Source organism: Nostoc sp. NOS(2021) (assembly GCF_017115025.1).
Classification (GTDB): domain Bacteria; phylum Cyanobacteriota; class Cyanobacteriia; order Cyanobacteriales; family Nostocaceae; genus Nostoc.
This window is the reverse complement of sequence record NZ_JABXKM010000158.1, coordinates 1-17,559: the sequence shown is the minus strand read 5'-3', so window position 1 is coordinate 17,559 and position 17,559 is coordinate 1. Positions and strand designations below refer to the sequence as shown.

The following is a 17,559-nucleotide window of genomic DNA, read 5'->3' as shown; positions in this document are numbered from 1 at the left end:
ATTTAAGAGTTGGGTCATTATTCTTTTCATAATTAGCTTTACTCAAAAATATTCCGATAAATATTAATATTTTAGCACGCTATGTACGCAAGAACCCAAATCATTATTCCAGGTGTAGGTTTATCTTCATTGGCGTTTGCGATGAATTTATCTACTAGTTGGATAAATTTACTCTTGTGTACCACGACTTTGGATATCATCAGAAATTTTAAAAGTTTAAATGGACTCGTATACATTGGATTAGGAATAATTTTTGGTTGTTTTATTACCGCATTCATTCGTTCTGTTTTGTGCCTATTTGGTGAACGAAATATTTCTATTGATTCACATAAGATTTTATCAATTTATTATTGTTTTGGGATTAATTTTAAAATTGAGATGTCATTATTAAGAAAACATATTAATAAAATAGAAAAAACTAAGAATATGTTTAATCAACCTTACTTAATAATATGGAATGGACGGAAAAAGGTTTAAATTTTTACAGATTTAACACGTTCTTTTAATATTACTACACCAGAACTTGACTGGTTAGCTTATGAACTTAGCGATTGGCTAGGCTTGCCTATTACTAAAGAGTGAATTTTGTAAGTAACGTTAACGCATATAACCTAGTACCTTTGTCGGTATATTACGTTGGAAAAAATCGTTTATGGTTCAGTGTCTACATCAATCACAAACTAAATTCTGCTGCGCCATCCTCATCCACATCTGCATCTCCACCCATAGCAGTAGGTTTAAATTTAGAGCCATGAATTAATTCACCAAACGCAATTCCTGGATTTTGGTGAAGAATATTCAGCACACTCATAAAATCTCGCACAATTTCCCCTGGTGTCAGCAATGCTTCTGCACCCAAGCGATTAATAACTTCTTGCACAAACTCCTTCAACTCACCATTTGTCAAAGTCTGTTCATAGCCAAAATTGAGTGCATGAATCTCAGCTAAACGTTGCAGAAGCATCAAGATTTCTGCTTCACTCAAGGGATTTAGCCGAATCACTGGCCCCAAATATTCCTGAACATTCGCTTGTGTAACAAAACGACTTTCTTTTGTACGTCTTTGCCAAGCTTGGTCTGCAAAAAGTCCCCGTTTGGGGTCTTCTAAAAACTTAGTTGTTCCACCAACGACAATCCCAAGATGTTCAGCTTTGCACTGCATGGTGTCGTTAAACATTGCGAGGAGTCGATTATAATTCTTTTCCCGCGTAACCGTAGTAGATATTTGATATAAATGTACAGCTTCATCAACTAAAATTAACAGTCCTTTATAGCCAATTTCAGCGACAAATTTCGCAAATAGTTTGATGTAGTCATACCAACTATCATCATCAATAATGACGCGCACTCCTAAAGCTGCTTTCGCCTCAACTTTAGTAGTAAATTCTCCACGTAACCAGCGCATTGCCGCATTTTTTAAATTATCATCATCCAATCGGTAGCCACGCCAATAAGCGATAATCACACTACCAAAATCAAAACCGTGAACTAAGTCTTCAATATACTGAACTACTTCCCTAATTTTCGATTCAACTTGGTCATCAAAACCATCCTCATTCGGACGCATTTCAGTTTCTTTAACCACTTCTTGTTGAATTTTATTAATCCATCCTTCTAAAATCGAGACTAAAGCACCACCATCAGGACGAGTTTTTGTAGCTAGGTGGCTCATTAATTCTCGATAAGTGGCTACACCTTCATTGTTGCTTCCAGCTAATCGGCGTTCAGGGGATAAATCAGCATCAGCTACTACAAAACCTTGTTCCATCGCCCGGTTGCGAATTAGTTGCAATAAAAAACTTTTCCCGGAACCGTAGTTACCAATTACGAAGCGAAATGCTGCTACACCTTCTGCAATATCATCGAGATTTTGTAATAGGCTTTTGAGTTCTTTTTCTCGACCTACTGCTATATATTCAACTCCCACTCTTGGTACTACTCCCGCACCAAGGGAATTGATTAAAGCAGTGGAGATTTTTTTCGAGATTTTGAGCTTTGCCATGTATTACACTTCACTTTATTCTAAACGCATAAGCAGGCAGCAAGTAGGCAAGGTATATATTCACCTTACTACTAATCCGACGACAGCAATAATAATTTAATTTGACGAAGCATGTCTAGCCATGAGGTCTTCATAGATTGCAATTATTTTTTTGACATACGTTATATGCTCCTGATCAACTTTTGGACTTTCCGAATCTGAATTAATTATTAATTCACCAATAATATCATTTGCCCGTTCATTTATAGAATCGATTAATAGGTTTGGCATAGTGATATTTGCTTCGGCAATTTTTTTAATAGCAGCCTTGGGATTCTCTTGTTCGACTATAGCTTTTAATACTTGCAACTCATATCCTGGGATATTTTCTAGAAACTTAGTCCACTCGTGGGGTATATTCTCCGATATGTTAACTTCCGATGTCTCTATGATTGCTGAAGATTCAATCATTTCAGAAAAAGGAAATAATTCCATATCATCTTCTTGGGAATTATCAGACAAAGGCTCTGTATTGAACGTTTCTATTTGTTGAAGTAATTCCCATACTTGATTTTGCAATGAGTCTCGTTCTTCTTGCAATAATGAAATTTGCCCTTGTAACTGCTGTAATTCTGCTTTGTTTTCTGCTAGTTGGATTTGTGAAGAATTCAGGATAGTTTGGATATTTTCTCTTTCGGTTTTTGTCGCTACAAGCAATTGATTTTTTTGGTTTGTCTCAACTTCTAGCTCTTGAATTGCAATTCGCAGTTCGTATAGTTTTTCTTCTAATTGGGGTTTGAGTCTGCCTAAAAGACTTAAATTGCTTTCAACTTCTTGTTTCTCGTGCTGGAGTTCGGAAATTTGACTTTGAAACAGGGTGATTTCAGTGCGAGATACATTACAATTCGACTCTAGACGGCGCTTCTCGGCTGTAAGAACAGAAAAAGTATTGTTCAATTCTACTTGATTTTTCTGCAAGTTATTAATTTCAGTTTGCAGGCTAATAATTTCGGTTTCTAACTGCTTTTTTTGTCCGGCAAATGTTCTTAACTCTCGATGTAGATTATCCCTTTGGTTACGGCTTTCTGTTACTTGATTTTGCAGTTGCTGTGACTCACTATATAATAAATTATGATGTTCTTCGATTTGATTTATTTCTCTGACAACACGAGCTTTCAATCCCTCCATATCTTTAATTCGTTTGCGGAGAGAACCTAAAACAAACATTTCATAATTTCGGCGTCGCTTATCTACAAATAATGCTGCGGCGTAGATAGTAACGGCAGTAATTATACCTGTGAGAAAGGCTTTATTAAAATCCCAGTTTGGGACAAGGCTAAGGCCAAAACTCACACTAAAGGCAACTATCCCTAATATCAATCGATTGCTGATCATTACTGATTGCATATTGCTGCTTTTTACCGGAGTTAAATTATCAGAATAAGTAGCTCTCATCGTAATTCGTAGTTCGTAATACTTCGACTGCGCTCAGAACAAGTTCGTAATTCCTAATTAAAATGCACATAGGAAAATACTTAATGTTCGGTGTTGGATGTGTTTTCATTGGCATGAGAAAGTGTTAAATCTGCTTTTAAGAAATCAATAAACTGCCGTGCTGTGCGTCCAGAACGACCATTGTGGCGAGTTGCCCACTGTAACGCTTGAAATTCCAAATCTTCTTGGGTAATATTAATTTCAGCTTGGGCGGCTAGATGTTGTACAATCTTTAAATAAGTTTTCTGATTGGCTGGTTCAAAGGTCAAGGTCAAACCAAAGCGATCGCTAAACGAAAGCTTCTCCTGCATCGTATCCCAGGCATGGATTTCCTCGTTATCCTTGGGGGCAGGTCTATCCACAAAAAACTCCCGAATCAGGTGGCGGCGATTAGAAGTAGCATACACAACTACATTTTGAGGCCGCGCGGTTAAATTACCTTCTAAAACTACCTTGAGTGCTTTGAAGGCATCATCATCTTCTTCAAAGGAAAGGTCATCGACAAAGATGATAAATTTTTGTGACACACCCCGTAAATGTTCCACAATTTCTGGTAAGTCTTTTAAATCAGATTTTGCTACTTCCAACAAGCGGAGGCTGCGATTGCTATATTCATTCAACAAAGATTTCACTAAAGAAGATTTGCCAGAACCGCGACTACCATAAAGTAATACATGGAGTGCCATTTCTCCTGATAATAAAAACTCTGTATTTTTTAGCAAAGCATCTCTTTGAGACTCGTAACCGACAAGCGCACTCAGCTTAATCGGGTCAGAATACCGAATACCAATAAACTGTCCAGCTTGCCAGCGTAAAGCGCGATATTCTGCAAATAAACCAGAGCCATATTGCCGATAATAAGCTGCTAACTCTTCTACAGCATCACCCCAATTGTCTAACTCTTGTAGATATGTAGCGAACTTTGTCTCTACTCCTACCAATTCTTGCTCTTTATACCACACTACTGGTGAAATCGGCAGATGAGCAACGCCTTGTATCCACTCACTCAAAGAAGCGCTGCTACATTCATAGAGACTTTGCAATATTTGTAAATCATGCTGAACTGCTGCTACTAAAGCTGGGGGTAAATCTTCAAATTCTCGCATTTGGGCCACCCTTGTAAAAGGATTTTCAGAGAAGAGAAGTTGAGTAATTAAATAGTCTTCCCAGTTTTGATTTCTAGCAGCCAAAGCGTGGAAGTAACTGCCGTAGGCTTGGAGACAACCCCGTGCATCGGACTCAGTGTAACGTATAGCTTGCAACAGTTCCAGAAATGCCATCCCCACTTCACTTTGCAGAACAGATTGGTACAGTAAAAGTGAGGCTGCTTGACGCTGGAGATATTGAACTTTTGTATATGAGGAAGTACTTGGCATTGGCATCGCTTGATTATCCATCAATCAACTGTGTGGTATAGCTAAATAGCTATGGTAAATTGTCTGCTGACCTGGCAGTAAAGTCAAAATCTACATAGGTTTTAACAATGAATTTAAGTATAATTTTTGCTTTTGCCTACGGCATCTTAGCAGTTGTTGGTGGCATTATTGGCTACATTCAAGCTAAAAGTAGGGTTTCACTCTTAAGTGGTAGCATTAGCGGTTTCTTACTAATACTTGCGGCTTACTTTCAACTCCAAGGACAAACCTGGGGTTCGATTTTAGCCGTGTTAGTTACTAGTGTTTTAGTAGTCTTCTTTGCATTTCGACTGGCTAAAACACGCAAGTTTATGCCTGCGGGATTAATGACGATTTTGGGTATGCTGGCATTGGCGGTGATGGTGAATCAAATTGTGACGAATTGAGGGTTGAAATTTAAACGCAAAGCTACGCAAAGAATTCGCTATAAATTAATCAAATGCTGTACTTAGTGTAAAATCTGGCTAATCATCCGGTTCGCCTGGGAATCATAACCGCCGCCAAATAAATTGAAGTGATTCAAAATGTGATACAGGTTATAGAGGGTTTTTCTCTGCTCATAGCCTGCATCTAAAGGAAAGACTTTGTTATAACCTTTGTAAAACGCTGCGGGAAACCCACCAAACAATTCTGTCATGGCAATATCAACTTCGCGATCGCCAAAATAAGTTGCTGGATCAAAAATTACGGGTTCTCCTGACGCAGTACACCCAGCATTTCCGCCCCATAAGTCGCCATGTACTAAGGAAGGTTGCACCTGATGCGCCAAGAGTTCCGGGATAGCTGCGAGTAATTTTTCTTGCTGGGGAAAATTTCCTCCCCGTCGCCTTGCTAACTGAAATTGATAACCCAGGCGATGTTTAATATAAAATTCTACCCAGTCTGCTGTCCAAGTATTGATTTGGGGCGTTGAACCAATAGTATTGTTAATTTTCCAACCAAAACCTTGGCTACTGCTAGCTTTATGCATCGCCGCCAACTTGCGCCCCATCTCTTCCCATGAATTGCTGTTACCGCTACCAAGTTCTAACCATTCCAGCACGATGTAGCTAGAATTCCCCGCTACACCCCAACAAATAGGTTTTGGGAGGCGAATACTAGCTGTTGCTAGCATTTCCTTTAAACCCAATGCCTCAGCCTCAAACATCGCAACTTGGGATGCTTGGTTAATCTTGACAAAGTAGGTGATCTGAGGATTGGAAACAGCATAACCTTGGTTGATGCACCCGCCACCAACCGATCGCCGTTGCTGACTCTGAAATTTTTCGCCCGTCACCTGGCTAATATGAGCATCGATTTGAGTCCACATGATTAAATTGGGGAGTAGGAGGTTGCCTACTGCATCAAGGGTATATTTAAAGTCAGAGAATATTGTACCCGTGACATTCTTCGTTGTCACTTGGGTTAAGCGATCGCGTGTATCATATTGCCGTGATTCAACAGAACTGTTAGCAAACTTTGTTTAAATGAAGTGTAGAATATGGGATCTACGCGATGGGCGATAGTGCTAATTTTATTCAATCTCCATCCTCCCATCAACACGAGTATACTCATCTTCTGTCAACCACGACACTGCTGTATTATAGTCAGGCAGTCTCTGGATGACTTGATTATTTTGTTTTGGATCGATAATTAACATTCCTTCAGGATTGCTTGGGTCAGGGCAAAGAAACAAAACATATGGAATTTTTATTGATTCATCAACCCATACTTCATACCATTCTTGAATCATTTTGAGGGAACTGTTCTTGGAATTAGATGATATTGACTATCTGGATCAAGCTTTAATTTTCCATAGTGTAATGGAGTTATTGACATTCTTCGTCGTCACTTGGGTTAAGCGATCGCGTGTATCATATTGCCGTGCTGTAGTTAATGGTGTCGTAAAATATCTGTTGTTGGCAAATAATATTAATGTTGGCTTTTGCTTCGCTCTACCCAACCTACAGAATATTATAGGCATCATAGAGAAACTAATTTGATAAGAATTGCTGGCATTTTTTCTAAATTGATAATATATACATTTTCCAAAAATATTCTTCTGATAAAAGACAAATTGCTTTATTCTTTTGATCGTTTAAAACAATGATTTCGTGATTTCCGTGTTCCCAAATCTGCAATAGCCAATTTTCTTCAGATAATATCTTTATCTTAGCCCAAGACAAGCCACTTAATCCTCCAATTGATATATAAATTTCTTTACTAAAATTCCGATCCCAGAGTCTTTCTTGAAACCACGCATTTACCTCACTTAAAGGTACAGTTTCAGGTATTTTTTGGGTAGGATTAATATCAAAACCTACAATCATTTTCCAGAGAGCCGTAGGGGATGGAGATTCAGAATCTGCTAGATGCTCGATAAACATTATGGAACTAGAACTAGATAAAAGAGTGTTTAGAGTTTTTAAATTTTGGTGTTGCTTCAGAATATCTCTTAATTTCTCAGACATAAATTATCAAAGTAAAATCAATTCCACTCTACTTCCCAATCGTTAAAAAACTCTGGTAAGTCAGACTCGCCTTGAAGCCAGTAATCCTAGCCTTCAGAAAGATGAGAGTTAAAACTCTTGCTTGTACTAATATATCATCACTCAACCTGACATAAAGTGATGTAAACTTCCTCTGCCTGAGTATCAGGATCGACATCTTGAATACAGGAAACATCAAATTTCCTTGTAGGAAAATCTCCAGATAGTTTTTGCATCCAAATTTTTTTCAATTCGTGAGCAAAAAATAAGCACTTTGTTAGAGAAAAATCTTCTTTATCTGTTCTGAAGTAGCAATCTAAATTTAGTAGATTCATCCAATACTCTAACTCTTTTAATTTATACCCCTGGCAAACCAGTTTATCTAATTTATCTTGGTGATATTCATCTGCAAGGAAAATACATTCATTGAAACAAAGAAAAGGTGGATAAATGAGCCTTAAAAAAGCGATACAGATATCAGAAGATAGTTCATTAACTTGTATAACACCATTAGTATATTCATATAGCGAAAAAAACTTTTGACTATTTGATTGTTTCCAGTTTTGAAAGTCTTTTAGCTCGGTCGTCTGAAGCTGAAACATATTTTCCTCATTTGTCAAAAATCTGTATATCTTAATATATTCAATACCTTCGTCAAATTAAGAGCCTACAAAAATTTTGGCAAAACTAGCAAAATGACCCATACATGAGCCTTTAGCTTAAAAGGTAGCTTGGACGGGAGCAACGCGAAAATGTGAGGTGCTAAAACAGCGATTGAGCTGATCGTAACCGTAGCTAGTCGATGAATTGGGAAGCTCACACTCACCGCTTGCAGTGAGTGTGAGTAGTTCATGGCTTGACGACAACTACACCATAAGCATCTGGGGAAAGATACTCTTTGGCAGCTTGCATCAAGTCAGTTGCATCTTGGCTGTGAATGATCGCTGGGTAGTTAAAGGCGGGTTCCAAATCTCCCACTAAAGACTGATAATAGCCATACAAATTAGCGCGATCGCTTGGTGTTTCATTACCAAAAACAAATCTGTTCGCTACTCGCCGCCCCACACGGGCAATTTCTGATTCTGTTACCAACTCGGTTTGGACTTGGCGAATATGTTGTGCGATCGCATCCTCTACTTGTGCTAAATTTTCCACTGCACATTTAGCTGAAATATAAAATGTCCCTTGCAACTGATTGCTCATGTTGCTCACAGAAATTGAAGAAACTAATCCCCGTTCTTCTCGTAAATCCCTCACCAGTCTTGATGTCCGTCCATGTCCCAAAATTCCTGCTAAAACATCCAGTCCATAGGTGCGATCTAACTGCGTCATTCCTGGAACTCGCCAAACCATCACTAGCCTTGCTTGCTGGAGACTTTCATCTCTAAATTCTCGACGGACAATTTCTGTAAATGCTGATTCAGTAGGCAGAGACGCGATTAATCGCGTCTGTACTGGGGAGTGGGCAGAGACGCGATTAATCGCGTCTGTACTGAGTTTTGTAAATCCTTCAGCAACGGTTGCAATTAATTCTTCTACAGGCAAGTTGCCCACAGCTACAGCAGTAATTGACCGGGGTTGATACCAATTAGTATGAAAATCTCGCATCTGCTGGGGTTTAAGTTCGGCAATCACTGATTCTGGCCCCAATACCGCACGGCGATAAGGTAACTCATCAAAGGCGGTCTCCATCGCGCGTCTAAATGTACGCCGTTGGGGATTATCCTCTGAACGCCTAATTTCTTCTAAAACTACTAATCGTTCACGTTCAAAAGCATCATCAGGAATACTAGCATTAGATACTACATCTATTTGTAGTGGAGCAAGCTCGGCAAAATCTTTGGGCGCAGTGGTTATATAGTAATGTGTATAGTCTTGGCTAGTCGCGGCATTGGTAACAGCACCCCGTTCTTCAATTCGACGTTCAAACTCGCCGCTAGCCAGTCGTTCTGTTCCTTTAAAAATCATATGCTCTAAAAAGTGAGCCATGCCGTTAATGGCATCAGATTCGACTGCTGAACCAACTTTAATCCATACGTTGAGGTTTACAGCTTCAACTGGCATCTGCTCTGCAATGATTGTCAAACCATTGGGCAACTGATGCAGGGTTGGGGTATTAAGACGAGAAAATTTCCGCAGGGTTGAAGTCATTGCTACTTGTGTGAGGAGCTATGTTACCGAAAAATTGGGTTTAAAGCCCCGTCGTTCTACGACGGCTTTCTTTCAATTAATTAGTGTACCAATACACTATACTAATGATAGTGGAAAGGTAATCAACCACTTAAAAAACCTAGCTGTCGAAAGACAAAGCACTGAACCTTGACAATTAAACGCCACTTGCTACAACGGGGAAAACCCCCGCAACGCAGTGGCTCATCTATGCGGTTCTACTGCAATGTTCTAGTTTCCTCCTAGCAGTAGGTAAAAGATTTATAGGAGCTAGACGACTCAGATTTTTGGAACTATTTGTTTCAAACTAAACAGGACTTGCAGAAATGCAACTAGGGTAGGGCATACCCAAAGTTAACGCCTGGGGAGAGTCCCACCTCTGGGCTAGGTAACGCAAGGAACCACGTTTTAAGTGGTCTCATTGAACCAAGAATCCCCGTCGATTTATCGCGGGGAGTGTCAATTCTTTATCTTATCTGTCACCGAAAATCATAGAGCGCAAGCCCCTGCTTTCAAGTAGCGATCGCTGTGCGCCAAAGTTGCATAAAAGCGTAGCGTTATTTAATGCAAGCTGACGCATTGGCATTTTAACCCGACGCATTAAGATTGTAAGCCGATGCATTAGCATTGCAAGGCCATGCATTGACATTGCAAGCCGACGCATTAACATTGCAAGCCGATGCATTGGCATTGCAAGGTATTGACCAAGATAGCCGCGCCAGACAGAGCAACTAAATTCTATTTATGGGAGCGGGTCTTACCTGTGTAGACGCGGTTTCTAACCGCTCTTTTAAATTTCTCTCTAGATCGCACGGATCACCCTATTTAACGAGAGTAAGGGTTATTGAAGGTTTCCCAAGCAGCGATCGCCGCCTTTTGCAGGCGAAAACTAAAGTCTACGACATCTTTCATCATTAAGTGCCAGTTTCTCTCAGCTTCGTCCTGAATTATTGCCCAAGAGTCTTCTAAGCGATCGCGTTCCATCAATTTTCTGCCTTCAATTAATTCCCGTGCTTGACGCACAGCTTTCAAATAGGTTTCACGGGTGAGAGTACCTGCTGACTCAGATTGAGCGCGTATTTTTAGCGCCTCAATCAGCGCTTTGGTTTCTCGCTTCACTTCATCACTTTCGCCAGCCAATTCGATTTCTACTAATTCGTCGGTTTGAGAATTAATTCCGACAATTACTATTGATTTATTAGATTCAATTACTGTGGGTTTAAACGATTCAATCTTCTTAGCAGTCATAGTTAAAACATCCTTAATTACAAAGCTTACTTTCAGATGAAAACTGCACCCTATACTGGTAATCATTAGTCATTGTTAATTTCACAAATGACAAATGACAAATGACAAATTAATAAGCTTTTGTTGGCAGTTGTTGCTCTAATTTCAGCAATGCTGCAACTCGCACTTCTGTAGCAGGGTGACTGGAAAACAAGTTACCCAGAAACTGTCCAGAGATAGAATTGATAATTAATAACGGCTCATAAGCTGGATTGGCATTTAAAGGCATCTGCTTTGCTGAGGCTTCTAAGCGTTGCAGCGCTCTGGCTAAGGCGCGGGGATTACCAGTTAATCTAGCAGAACCGGCATCAGCCGAGAATTCTCGTGTGCGCGAAATTGCTAGCTGAATAATTGTCGCAGCCACCGGCGCAAGCATTACTGTTAACAAAACTCCCAAAGGATTTCCACCTCTATTATCATCCCGTGAACCACCGCCAAACCATAGGCTGTAACTAACCATTTGCGCTAAGAATGAGATAGCACCAGCAACAGTAGCAGCAACGGCTTGTGTGAGGGTATCACGATTAATAATGTGAGTGAGTTCGTGGGCGATAACGCCTTCGAGTTCGTCCTCTGGTAATATATTCAAAATCCCTTCAGTGACAGCCACAGCAGCGTGTTCAGGATCGCGCCCTGTAGCGAAGGCGTTAGCACCTGGGCTAGGGACAATGTAAACTTTAGGCATAGGAATGTTAGCGCGATCGCTTAACCTCTGCACCATCCGATAAAGTCCTGGTGCTTCCCTTTCACTCACAGGCTGGGCGCCATATACTGCCAGGGCAATCTTATCTGATTGATACCACGAAAACAGGTTTGTTACTGCTGCCAAGCCAATTCCGATAATCAACCCACTAGAACCGCCAATTATCCAGTAACTAATTGCGATTAAAAGACCACTTAGCGCCGCTAGCAAAGCAGCCGTTTTCAATTGATTTGTCATATTCTTGCTCTCCTGCTAATGCTGTGTAAATTTTTGAGAAAACAGCATTACTTCAGCTACAGTTTGATTGTATCCACCTAAATTTAGATATATAGTACAGAAAACCTATCAGATAAGTACGGGTTTCCCACTTAACTTTTATAAAGACTAACTTAGTTGTTTTTGATACTTATCTATTAGTAATAAAATTAAGCCTTATAGATATTAAAAACGCATCTATCTATAGGAATAAATTCTTTATAGCGACCTGACCCGCAACCCCTCTCTTAACTCACGAAGAGGGGAGATAAAGCAGAGCTACCGATTGCTATAGGTAGAGTACGCCCAATCTTTAAGAAACAAATATTAAATTCGACCAAAAGCAAAAATGGTATCCTTAATTTAAAGTCAAATCAATGGCGATGGAGCTCGCCAAAACCGCCTTTCCAGTACAGGTTAAATTAATAACTGGAAGGCTGATGGCTCCTACTTTCCTCGCTGACTGCGGGAGAGTAGGGCTTGGCTAAATGCATTACCTGACTCCCCTGTAGAAAGTGTAACTCTACAAATCGCACCTCCAGGAGTCATGGGATGAAACACTTTCGTCAATTTGAACCATTTATTGCATTACCCCACCTGATTAAGTGGTTGCCTATTTCCATTGTGGTTGGCATTCTTGCTGGAACGGCTTCTGCGGCTCTTTTAGCATCATTGGAATGGGCAACTGATTGGCGAGAATCGCATCGGTGGATCATCGCCTTGCTACCACTTGGTGGCTTCTTGAGTGGTTGGATTTATCATAAATTCGGTCGGACTGTAGAAGCCGGAAATAACCTTTTACTTGAAGAAATTCATAACCCAAAAAATATTATTCCCTTCCGCATGGCTCCTCTTGTTTTACTAGGAACAGACCTCACCCATCTATTTGGTGGTTCAGCCGGTCGTGAAGGTACAGCATTACAAATGGGTGCTTCTTTGGCAGACCAGTTGACTAACATATTACATTTTCAAGGAGCCAATCGGCGGATTTTGTTAACGGCAGGTATAAGTGGAGGATTCGCTTCAGTTTTCGGTACTCCCTTAGCTGGAACAGTATTTGGTCTAGAAGTTTTAGCGATTGGTAAAATTAATTATGATGCCCTTTTTCCTTCTTTAATTGCTGCGATCGTTGGAAATCAAGTCACCTTACTATTGGGTTTGCATCATACCGCATACCGACACGCTCCGTCCGTACCGACGCTCACAATTTGGGGGTTGATTTCTGCCATTATTGCAGGTGCAATCTTTGGAATAGTCGCAAGATTTTTTGCTAAAGTAACTCACAAAATCAGTTACTTATTTAAAGCAAAGATATCTTATCCTCCAATGCGTCCTTTAATAGGCGGTGTGATAATAGCAGCAATTGTTGGTTTGAGTGGAACAACTAAGTACATTGGGCTTGGTATTCCTACTATCGTTGATTCCTTCCACACTCAGCTACCTCCTTGGGATTTTGCAGCAAAATTGGGTCTGACTGCTCTAACTCTAGGAGCAGGTTTTAAGGGCGGGGAAGTAACCCCTTTGTTTTTTATTGGTGCAACTTTAGGTAATGCCTTGTCGTTGCTTTTGGCATTACCTGCACCACTGTTAGCAGGAATGGGATTTGTGGGTGTATTTGCGGGTGCAGCAAATACACCTTTGGCATCCACCTTAATGGGAATTGAACTATTTGGTTTGGAATCGGGGGTATTTATTGCTATTGGCTGTGTAGTAAGCTATTTATTTTCAGGTCATTCTGGAATTTACTCTGCACAGCGTATCGGGTTGAGTAAATACTCTGCTGTATATTTAGAAGAAGGGGTGACTTTGGCTAATTATGGACAAGAAAAATTTGAGCCAAAAACTGATTTACCTGATGATGGGGAAGAAGAAATAAGTAATTCTGAGGAATAATTTATAGACGCAATTAGAAGAACTAAATTAGAAGAACTAAAATAATTTATCTGTTAGAGCTATTAAGCAAATTGTCTTAAGATTTTAAAAAAGCAAGGAATATGATATTTAGTATCATTACTTTGTTCTGAATAAAATCTTCCTATTTCTAACAAGAGTTGATCTTTAAATGTCTGAACTGAAGAAGTCCAGTCACTTGGTGGTTGAATTTGGTTCCAATAATACTTAGCATTTTTGAGTGTCAATAAAGCTAAAATTAACTCATTTTTTTGCGTATGATTTTGAGCATTTTCAAACTGTTCTTTCCATGAATCTCTCAATTTATCTATTGCACTACAATCTAACCCAGAGCAATGACTAATGCGATTAGATACTTTTGATAAATTACTTTTTAAATCAGAATCAGTAATGATAGCATCTGCCATAGTCAGATAAATATCTCTAAGTACTAGAGAATTACTATTATAAAGTGTAGAAAAAGTATCAAATATTGGTTGTAGTTCAGGTATGATAAAATATGCTTCTTTATGTATTAGACCCGTAACCCATATACGATGCTGTTTTGCATTTTCTTCATTTATATTGAGTTTTGTATAAAGATCACAGAAAATTGCTTCTGTATCTGAAAAACTATAATTATATTCTTTTGTTATATTTTGTGTTTGTAGATCAACATCTACAATTGCAAAAAGTTTTTCTAAACTTAAATAAGAGTTATCCTTATTTTCATCATGCAATTTTGAAAGAGTAAAATATGTATCTAATACATCTTTACGATCTCCGCAGTTAAAAAACTCTGGTCGATATTGACTCCATAATTTTGGAACACACGCCTTGTAAAAGTTAGCATCTGGCATCTGTTCCATCTTGCTATATGACTGAGGTGATGGTCTGCCTTTGGTTTCCCAGATACCACCTTCGCCTTCGCATAGTACAACGATCTTATTTTTAATTCTACGAGAGCTAATGATTATTTCACAATGTTGTATTAGTTGTTCCGGCTTAAGACTCATATTTAATTTTTAGCTTCTTGCTTTAAAAGTTTTGGTTCTAGTTCCTTAACGTGAGCAGGTGTAAGAGCTTGACATAACTCGTATGAGTGAGTTGCCAGAATATATTGATTACTTGATGACCATTGGTTGAGGTCTGCAATTATTTGATATTGCCAATCTGGATGAAATGCTATTTCAATTTCATCCATTAGCACAATTGCATTTTCTATATTATGGTACTTTATCCATATATAAATGCTCAATCTTTTCAACTCGCCATGACTGAGGTCTTCGGGATATAGTTCTAAACCATCTTTATCTAATTTAAAACTGACACCTGATAAATCTGTATCTATATTTATTTTTTTATTAAACAATATTATATTTAAATCATTGATTAGTGCTTTATAGCTATTACCATATTCACCTTTTTTTATAGCTTCTGCAAAGTCTTTGTCTCGAGCAGACTTAAAGGCTTCAATAAGGATATCTACAGCCAGAAAATCATAGGTAAAAAAACCTGATAGTTTAGATTTGGCTAATTTAAGCTGTGAATAGTAGTCAGTTTCGTTATCCTGCTCTTTAAATAAGAGTTTTCTAGATTCTTTAGAATGAAAAAGAAAAACTTGGGTAGAAGGAGCCGCAAGAAATATTTTTTGTGATAACTCCTTCATGAATATTTCTACTTTGTTCATATCTATGTTACTTATACGGCAAAGTAAAACTTCCTCTTCCTCTTCATCTTCATTGCCGTTAGCTGAATAATTACAGATATATAGTAGCTTTTCTGATTGCAAATATTTTAAAACTCTTTGTAAGATATGTTCAAGCTGCTCACGTTCTTCATAATATTTTTCAAGATTTAATTTAGATATATCGAGTCTTGTTTGAACTTCATTTTGAAATCTTTCTATATATATATTTGCAGATATATTTGCAGATATATTTTCTATTGCTAACCTTAGAGTTCTAAATTCAAATCTTTGAAGTCTTTGCACTAAATCTCTCAATACATAACTTCTTTCCTCACGACTCTCAATTTTTCTCACATTATCTAATTTAATAATAGCTCTCTCTAAATCTTGTATTTCCTTTTGATTAATTGAAATTTTATTTATAACTTTCTCTAATTGATTTGAAGCAGAGAATTGTAAATAATTATCATTGTCCACCTCGGTCTTATCATTTGATATTAATAGTTCCCTAAGATAAGAGTCATGATAAGATAAAAATTCCATCTGTATAATTTTATCCTCATTCCAGATATCAATTATGGCTAATACTCTCTTCTTAGAATTTTTATTAATCGTAAATCCATAAAGTATATTTTTCACAAAATCTTTTTTGTCAGAATCAGTAGAACAATGCAATAAAATAAAAATTAATTGCAAAAGTGTACTTTTACCACCACCATTTTGACTACCAAGGGGGAAAATACTAGGGATAAATTCTGGTTCAAAAGTTATGTCAACGTTCTTTAAGATGCGAAAATCTGGAACTTGGACTCGTAGTAATTTCATAAAAAGCTCCTATTGGCAACTTAATATTCACCATCTTGGATTCTCAAATAGGGTGGGCAGTGTCCACCCTAATATTTGAGACTTACAAATTGAGTTTAACTAAGATAGTCAGACTGAATGCAAAAAATGCTCTACACCTTAAACTTCTCGGTAATCCGCTTCATCGCCTCTTCGACATTCTCCCGGCTATTAAACGCTGATATGCGGAAGTAACCTTCACCCGCAGCACCAAAGCCAGAACCAGGTGTGCCTACAACGTTGACAGTTTGCAGCAACTTATCAAAGAATTCCCAACTGGACAAACCATTAGGCGTTTTTACCCAGACGTAAGGTGCATTCACGCCACCATAAACTGATAATCCGGCGGCTGTGAGTTTCTCGCGGATAATTTTGGCGTTTTCTAGATAGAAACTAACTAATCCCTTGATTTGTGCTTGTCCTTCTTCACAGTAAACCGCTTCGGCTCCCCGTTGGACGATGTAAGAAACGCCATTGAATTTGGTAGACTGGCGGCGATTCCACAGTTTCCACAGTTCCACATCGGAACCATCGGCGGCTTTTCCTTTGAGTGTTTTCGGTACTACGGTTAACGCGCAACGGGTTCCTGTAAAACCTGCATTCTTGGAAAAAGACCGAAATTCGATCGCAACTTCTCTTGCACCTTCAATTTCATAAATTGAGTGGGGAATCGACGGATCGGTAATGTAAGCTTCGTAGGCTGCATCAAAGAAAATAATTGAGTTATTAGCTTTGGCATACTCCACCCATGCCTTTAAATATTCCTTGGTAGCAGTTGCGCCAGTAGGGTTATTGGGAAAGCAGAGATAAATTAAATCAACTTTCTTTGAGGGAATCTCGGCGGTGAAGTTGTTATCAGCCGTAATTGGTAGATAAACTAAGCCTTCAAATTCACCTTTATCGTTAGCATCCCCAGTATTTCCCACCATAACGTTAGTGTCTACATACACGGGATAAACTGGATCAGTAACGGCAATTATGTTGTCATGACCAAAGATTTCTAAAATGTTGCCCGTGTCGCATTTGGAACCGTCGGAGATAAAGATTTCTGAAGCATCTATATCCGCTCCCCGTACTTGGAAATCTTGAGTAGCAATTTTCTCCCGTAACCAAGCGTAGCCTTGCTCTGGCCCGTAACCTTTGAAGGTATTGCGATCGCCCATTTCTTCCACAGCTTTAATCATCGCTGTGCGGCAAGCCTCCGGCAGAGGTTCGGTAACATCGCCAATGCCCAACCTGATGATTTTAGCATCAGGATTGGCTTCTGCAAAGGCATTCACCCGCCGAGCAATTTCTGGAAACAGATAACCCGCTTTCAGTTTCAGGTAGTTGTCGTTAATAGTTGCCATAGTAAATATGAAAAA

At 38.9% G+C, this 17,559-nt stretch carries 17 protein-coding genes and 1 riboswitch; of the genes, 4 read left to right on the top strand and 13 right to left on the bottom strand.

The genetic code is table 11. The annotated features are described in order from the left end of the window. The first annotated feature begins 81 nt into the window (after positions 1-81). The gene (locus tag HWQ41_RS19805; protein ID WP_292766406.1) at positions 82-477 is read left to right on the top strand and encodes a hypothetical protein; all 396 of its coding nucleotides are present in this window, start codon (positions 82-84) and stop codon (positions 475-477) included. A gap of 196 nt (positions 478-673) precedes the next feature. On the opposite strand, the gene HWQ41_RS19800 is transcribed toward HWQ41_RS19805, so the two are convergent. The 3 genes from HWQ41_RS19800 to HWQ41_RS19790 form a co-directional block, all read right to left on the bottom strand. Continuing rightward, entirely contained in the window at positions 674-2,002 is a 1,329-nt protein-coding gene (locus tag HWQ41_RS19800) for an ATP-binding protein (RefSeq protein WP_292766403.1), read from the bottom strand. Between the two features lie 96 nt (positions 2,003-2,098). Continuing rightward, the gene (locus HWQ41_RS19795) at positions 2,099-3,436 is read right to left on the bottom strand and encodes a tellurite resistance TerB C-terminal domain-containing protein (RefSeq protein ID WP_292766400.1); all 1,338 of its coding nucleotides are present in this window, start codon (positions 3,434-3,436) and stop codon (positions 2,099-2,101) included. Positions 3,437-3,516: 80 nt separating this feature from the next. Beyond that, positions 3,517-4,872: an ATP-binding protein gene (locus tag HWQ41_RS19790; RefSeq protein WP_292766397.1), complete on the bottom strand. Its 1,356-nt coding sequence runs from the start codon at positions 4,870-4,872 to the stop codon at positions 3,517-3,519. A gap of 86 nt (positions 4,873-4,958) precedes the next feature. Here HWQ41_RS19790 and HWQ41_RS19785 point away from each other — a divergent pair, with 86 nt between their 5' ends. Then, positions 4,959-5,276, top strand: a complete 318-nt coding sequence (locus HWQ41_RS19785; protein ID WP_292766394.1) for a TMEM14 family protein — start codon at positions 4,959-4,961, stop codon at positions 5,274-5,276. Between the two features lie 62 nt (positions 5,277-5,338). On the opposite strand, the gene HWQ41_RS19780 is transcribed toward HWQ41_RS19785, so the two are convergent. After that, positions 5,339-6,199, bottom strand: coding sequence for a fructosamine kinase family protein (locus tag HWQ41_RS19780; RefSeq protein WP_292766392.1), 861 nt, complete (start codon positions 6,197-6,199; stop codon positions 5,339-5,341). Positions 6,200-6,403: 204 nt separating this feature from the next. After that, positions 6,404-6,622 (bottom strand): hypothetical protein, encoded by a 219-nt coding sequence (locus HWQ41_RS19775; RefSeq protein ID WP_292766390.1) that lies wholly within the window; start codon positions 6,620-6,622, stop codon positions 6,404-6,406. A 1-nt stretch (position 6,623) separates the two neighbouring features. Here HWQ41_RS19775 and HWQ41_RS19770 point away from each other — a divergent pair, with 1 nt between their 5' ends. Then, a complete protein-coding gene (locus tag HWQ41_RS19770; RefSeq protein ID WP_292766388.1) occupies positions 6,624-6,872 on the top strand; it encodes a hypothetical protein in 249 nt (82 codons plus the stop codon). 21 nt (positions 6,873-6,893) lie between these two features. Here the strand turns inward: HWQ41_RS19770 and HWQ41_RS19765 are convergent, their stop codons facing one another. The 5 genes from HWQ41_RS19765 to HWQ41_RS19745 all read right to left on the bottom strand — a co-directional run bounded on the left by HWQ41_RS19765 (position 6,894) and on the right by HWQ41_RS19745 (position 11,754). Beyond that, entirely contained in the window at positions 6,894-7,340 is a 447-nt protein-coding gene (locus tag HWQ41_RS19765; RefSeq protein ID WP_292766386.1) for a hypothetical protein, read from the bottom strand. Positions 7,341-7,477: 137 nt separating this feature from the next. Next, positions 7,478-7,960, bottom strand: a complete 483-nt coding sequence (locus HWQ41_RS19760; protein ID WP_292766384.1) for a hypothetical protein — start codon at positions 7,958-7,960, stop codon at positions 7,478-7,480. 247 nt (positions 7,961-8,207) lie between these two features. Then, positions 8,208-9,509, bottom strand: a complete 1,302-nt coding sequence (locus HWQ41_RS19755) for a pitrilysin family protein (protein WP_292766382.1) — start codon at positions 9,507-9,509, stop codon at positions 8,208-8,210. Between the two features lie 843 nt (positions 9,510-10,352). Next, on the bottom strand, positions 10,353-10,775 hold the full coding sequence (locus tag HWQ41_RS19750; protein ID WP_292766380.1) for a hypothetical protein: 423 nt from the start codon (positions 10,773-10,775) through the stop codon (positions 10,353-10,355). A 109-nt stretch (positions 10,776-10,884) separates the two neighbouring features. Further along, positions 10,885-11,754 (bottom strand): zinc metalloprotease HtpX, encoded by an 870-nt coding sequence (locus tag HWQ41_RS19745; RefSeq protein WP_292766377.1) that lies wholly within the window; start codon positions 11,752-11,754, stop codon positions 10,885-10,887. Between the two features lie 388 nt (positions 11,755-12,142). Next, a riboswitch (Fluoride riboswitch) is annotated at positions 12,143-12,229 on the top strand. Between the two features lie 95 nt (positions 12,230-12,324). Here HWQ41_RS19745 and HWQ41_RS19740 point away from each other — a divergent pair. Continuing rightward, on the top strand, positions 12,325-13,665 hold the full coding sequence (locus tag HWQ41_RS19740) for a voltage-gated chloride channel family protein (RefSeq protein WP_292766375.1): 1,341 nt from the start codon (positions 12,325-12,327) through the stop codon (positions 13,663-13,665). A gap of 62 nt (positions 13,666-13,727) precedes the next feature. On the opposite strand, the gene HWQ41_RS19735 is transcribed toward HWQ41_RS19740, so the two are convergent. The 3 genes from HWQ41_RS19735 to HWQ41_RS19725 form a co-directional block, all read right to left on the bottom strand. Then, positions 13,728-14,678, bottom strand: coding sequence for a hypothetical protein (locus HWQ41_RS19735; protein WP_292766371.1), 951 nt, complete (start codon positions 14,676-14,678; stop codon positions 13,728-13,730). 2 nt (positions 14,679-14,680) lie between these two features. Then, entirely contained in the window at positions 14,681-16,177 is a 1,497-nt protein-coding gene (locus HWQ41_RS19730; protein ID WP_292766368.1) for an AAA family ATPase, read from the bottom strand. A 131-nt stretch (positions 16,178-16,308) separates the two neighbouring features. Next, positions 16,309-17,544 carry an LL-diaminopimelate aminotransferase gene (locus HWQ41_RS19725; RefSeq protein ID WP_292766408.1) on the bottom strand — a complete coding sequence of 412 codons (1,236 nt, stop codon included), beginning with the start codon at positions 17,542-17,544 and terminating at the stop codon, positions 16,309-16,311. Between the last annotated feature and the right edge of the window lie 15 nt (positions 17,545-17,559).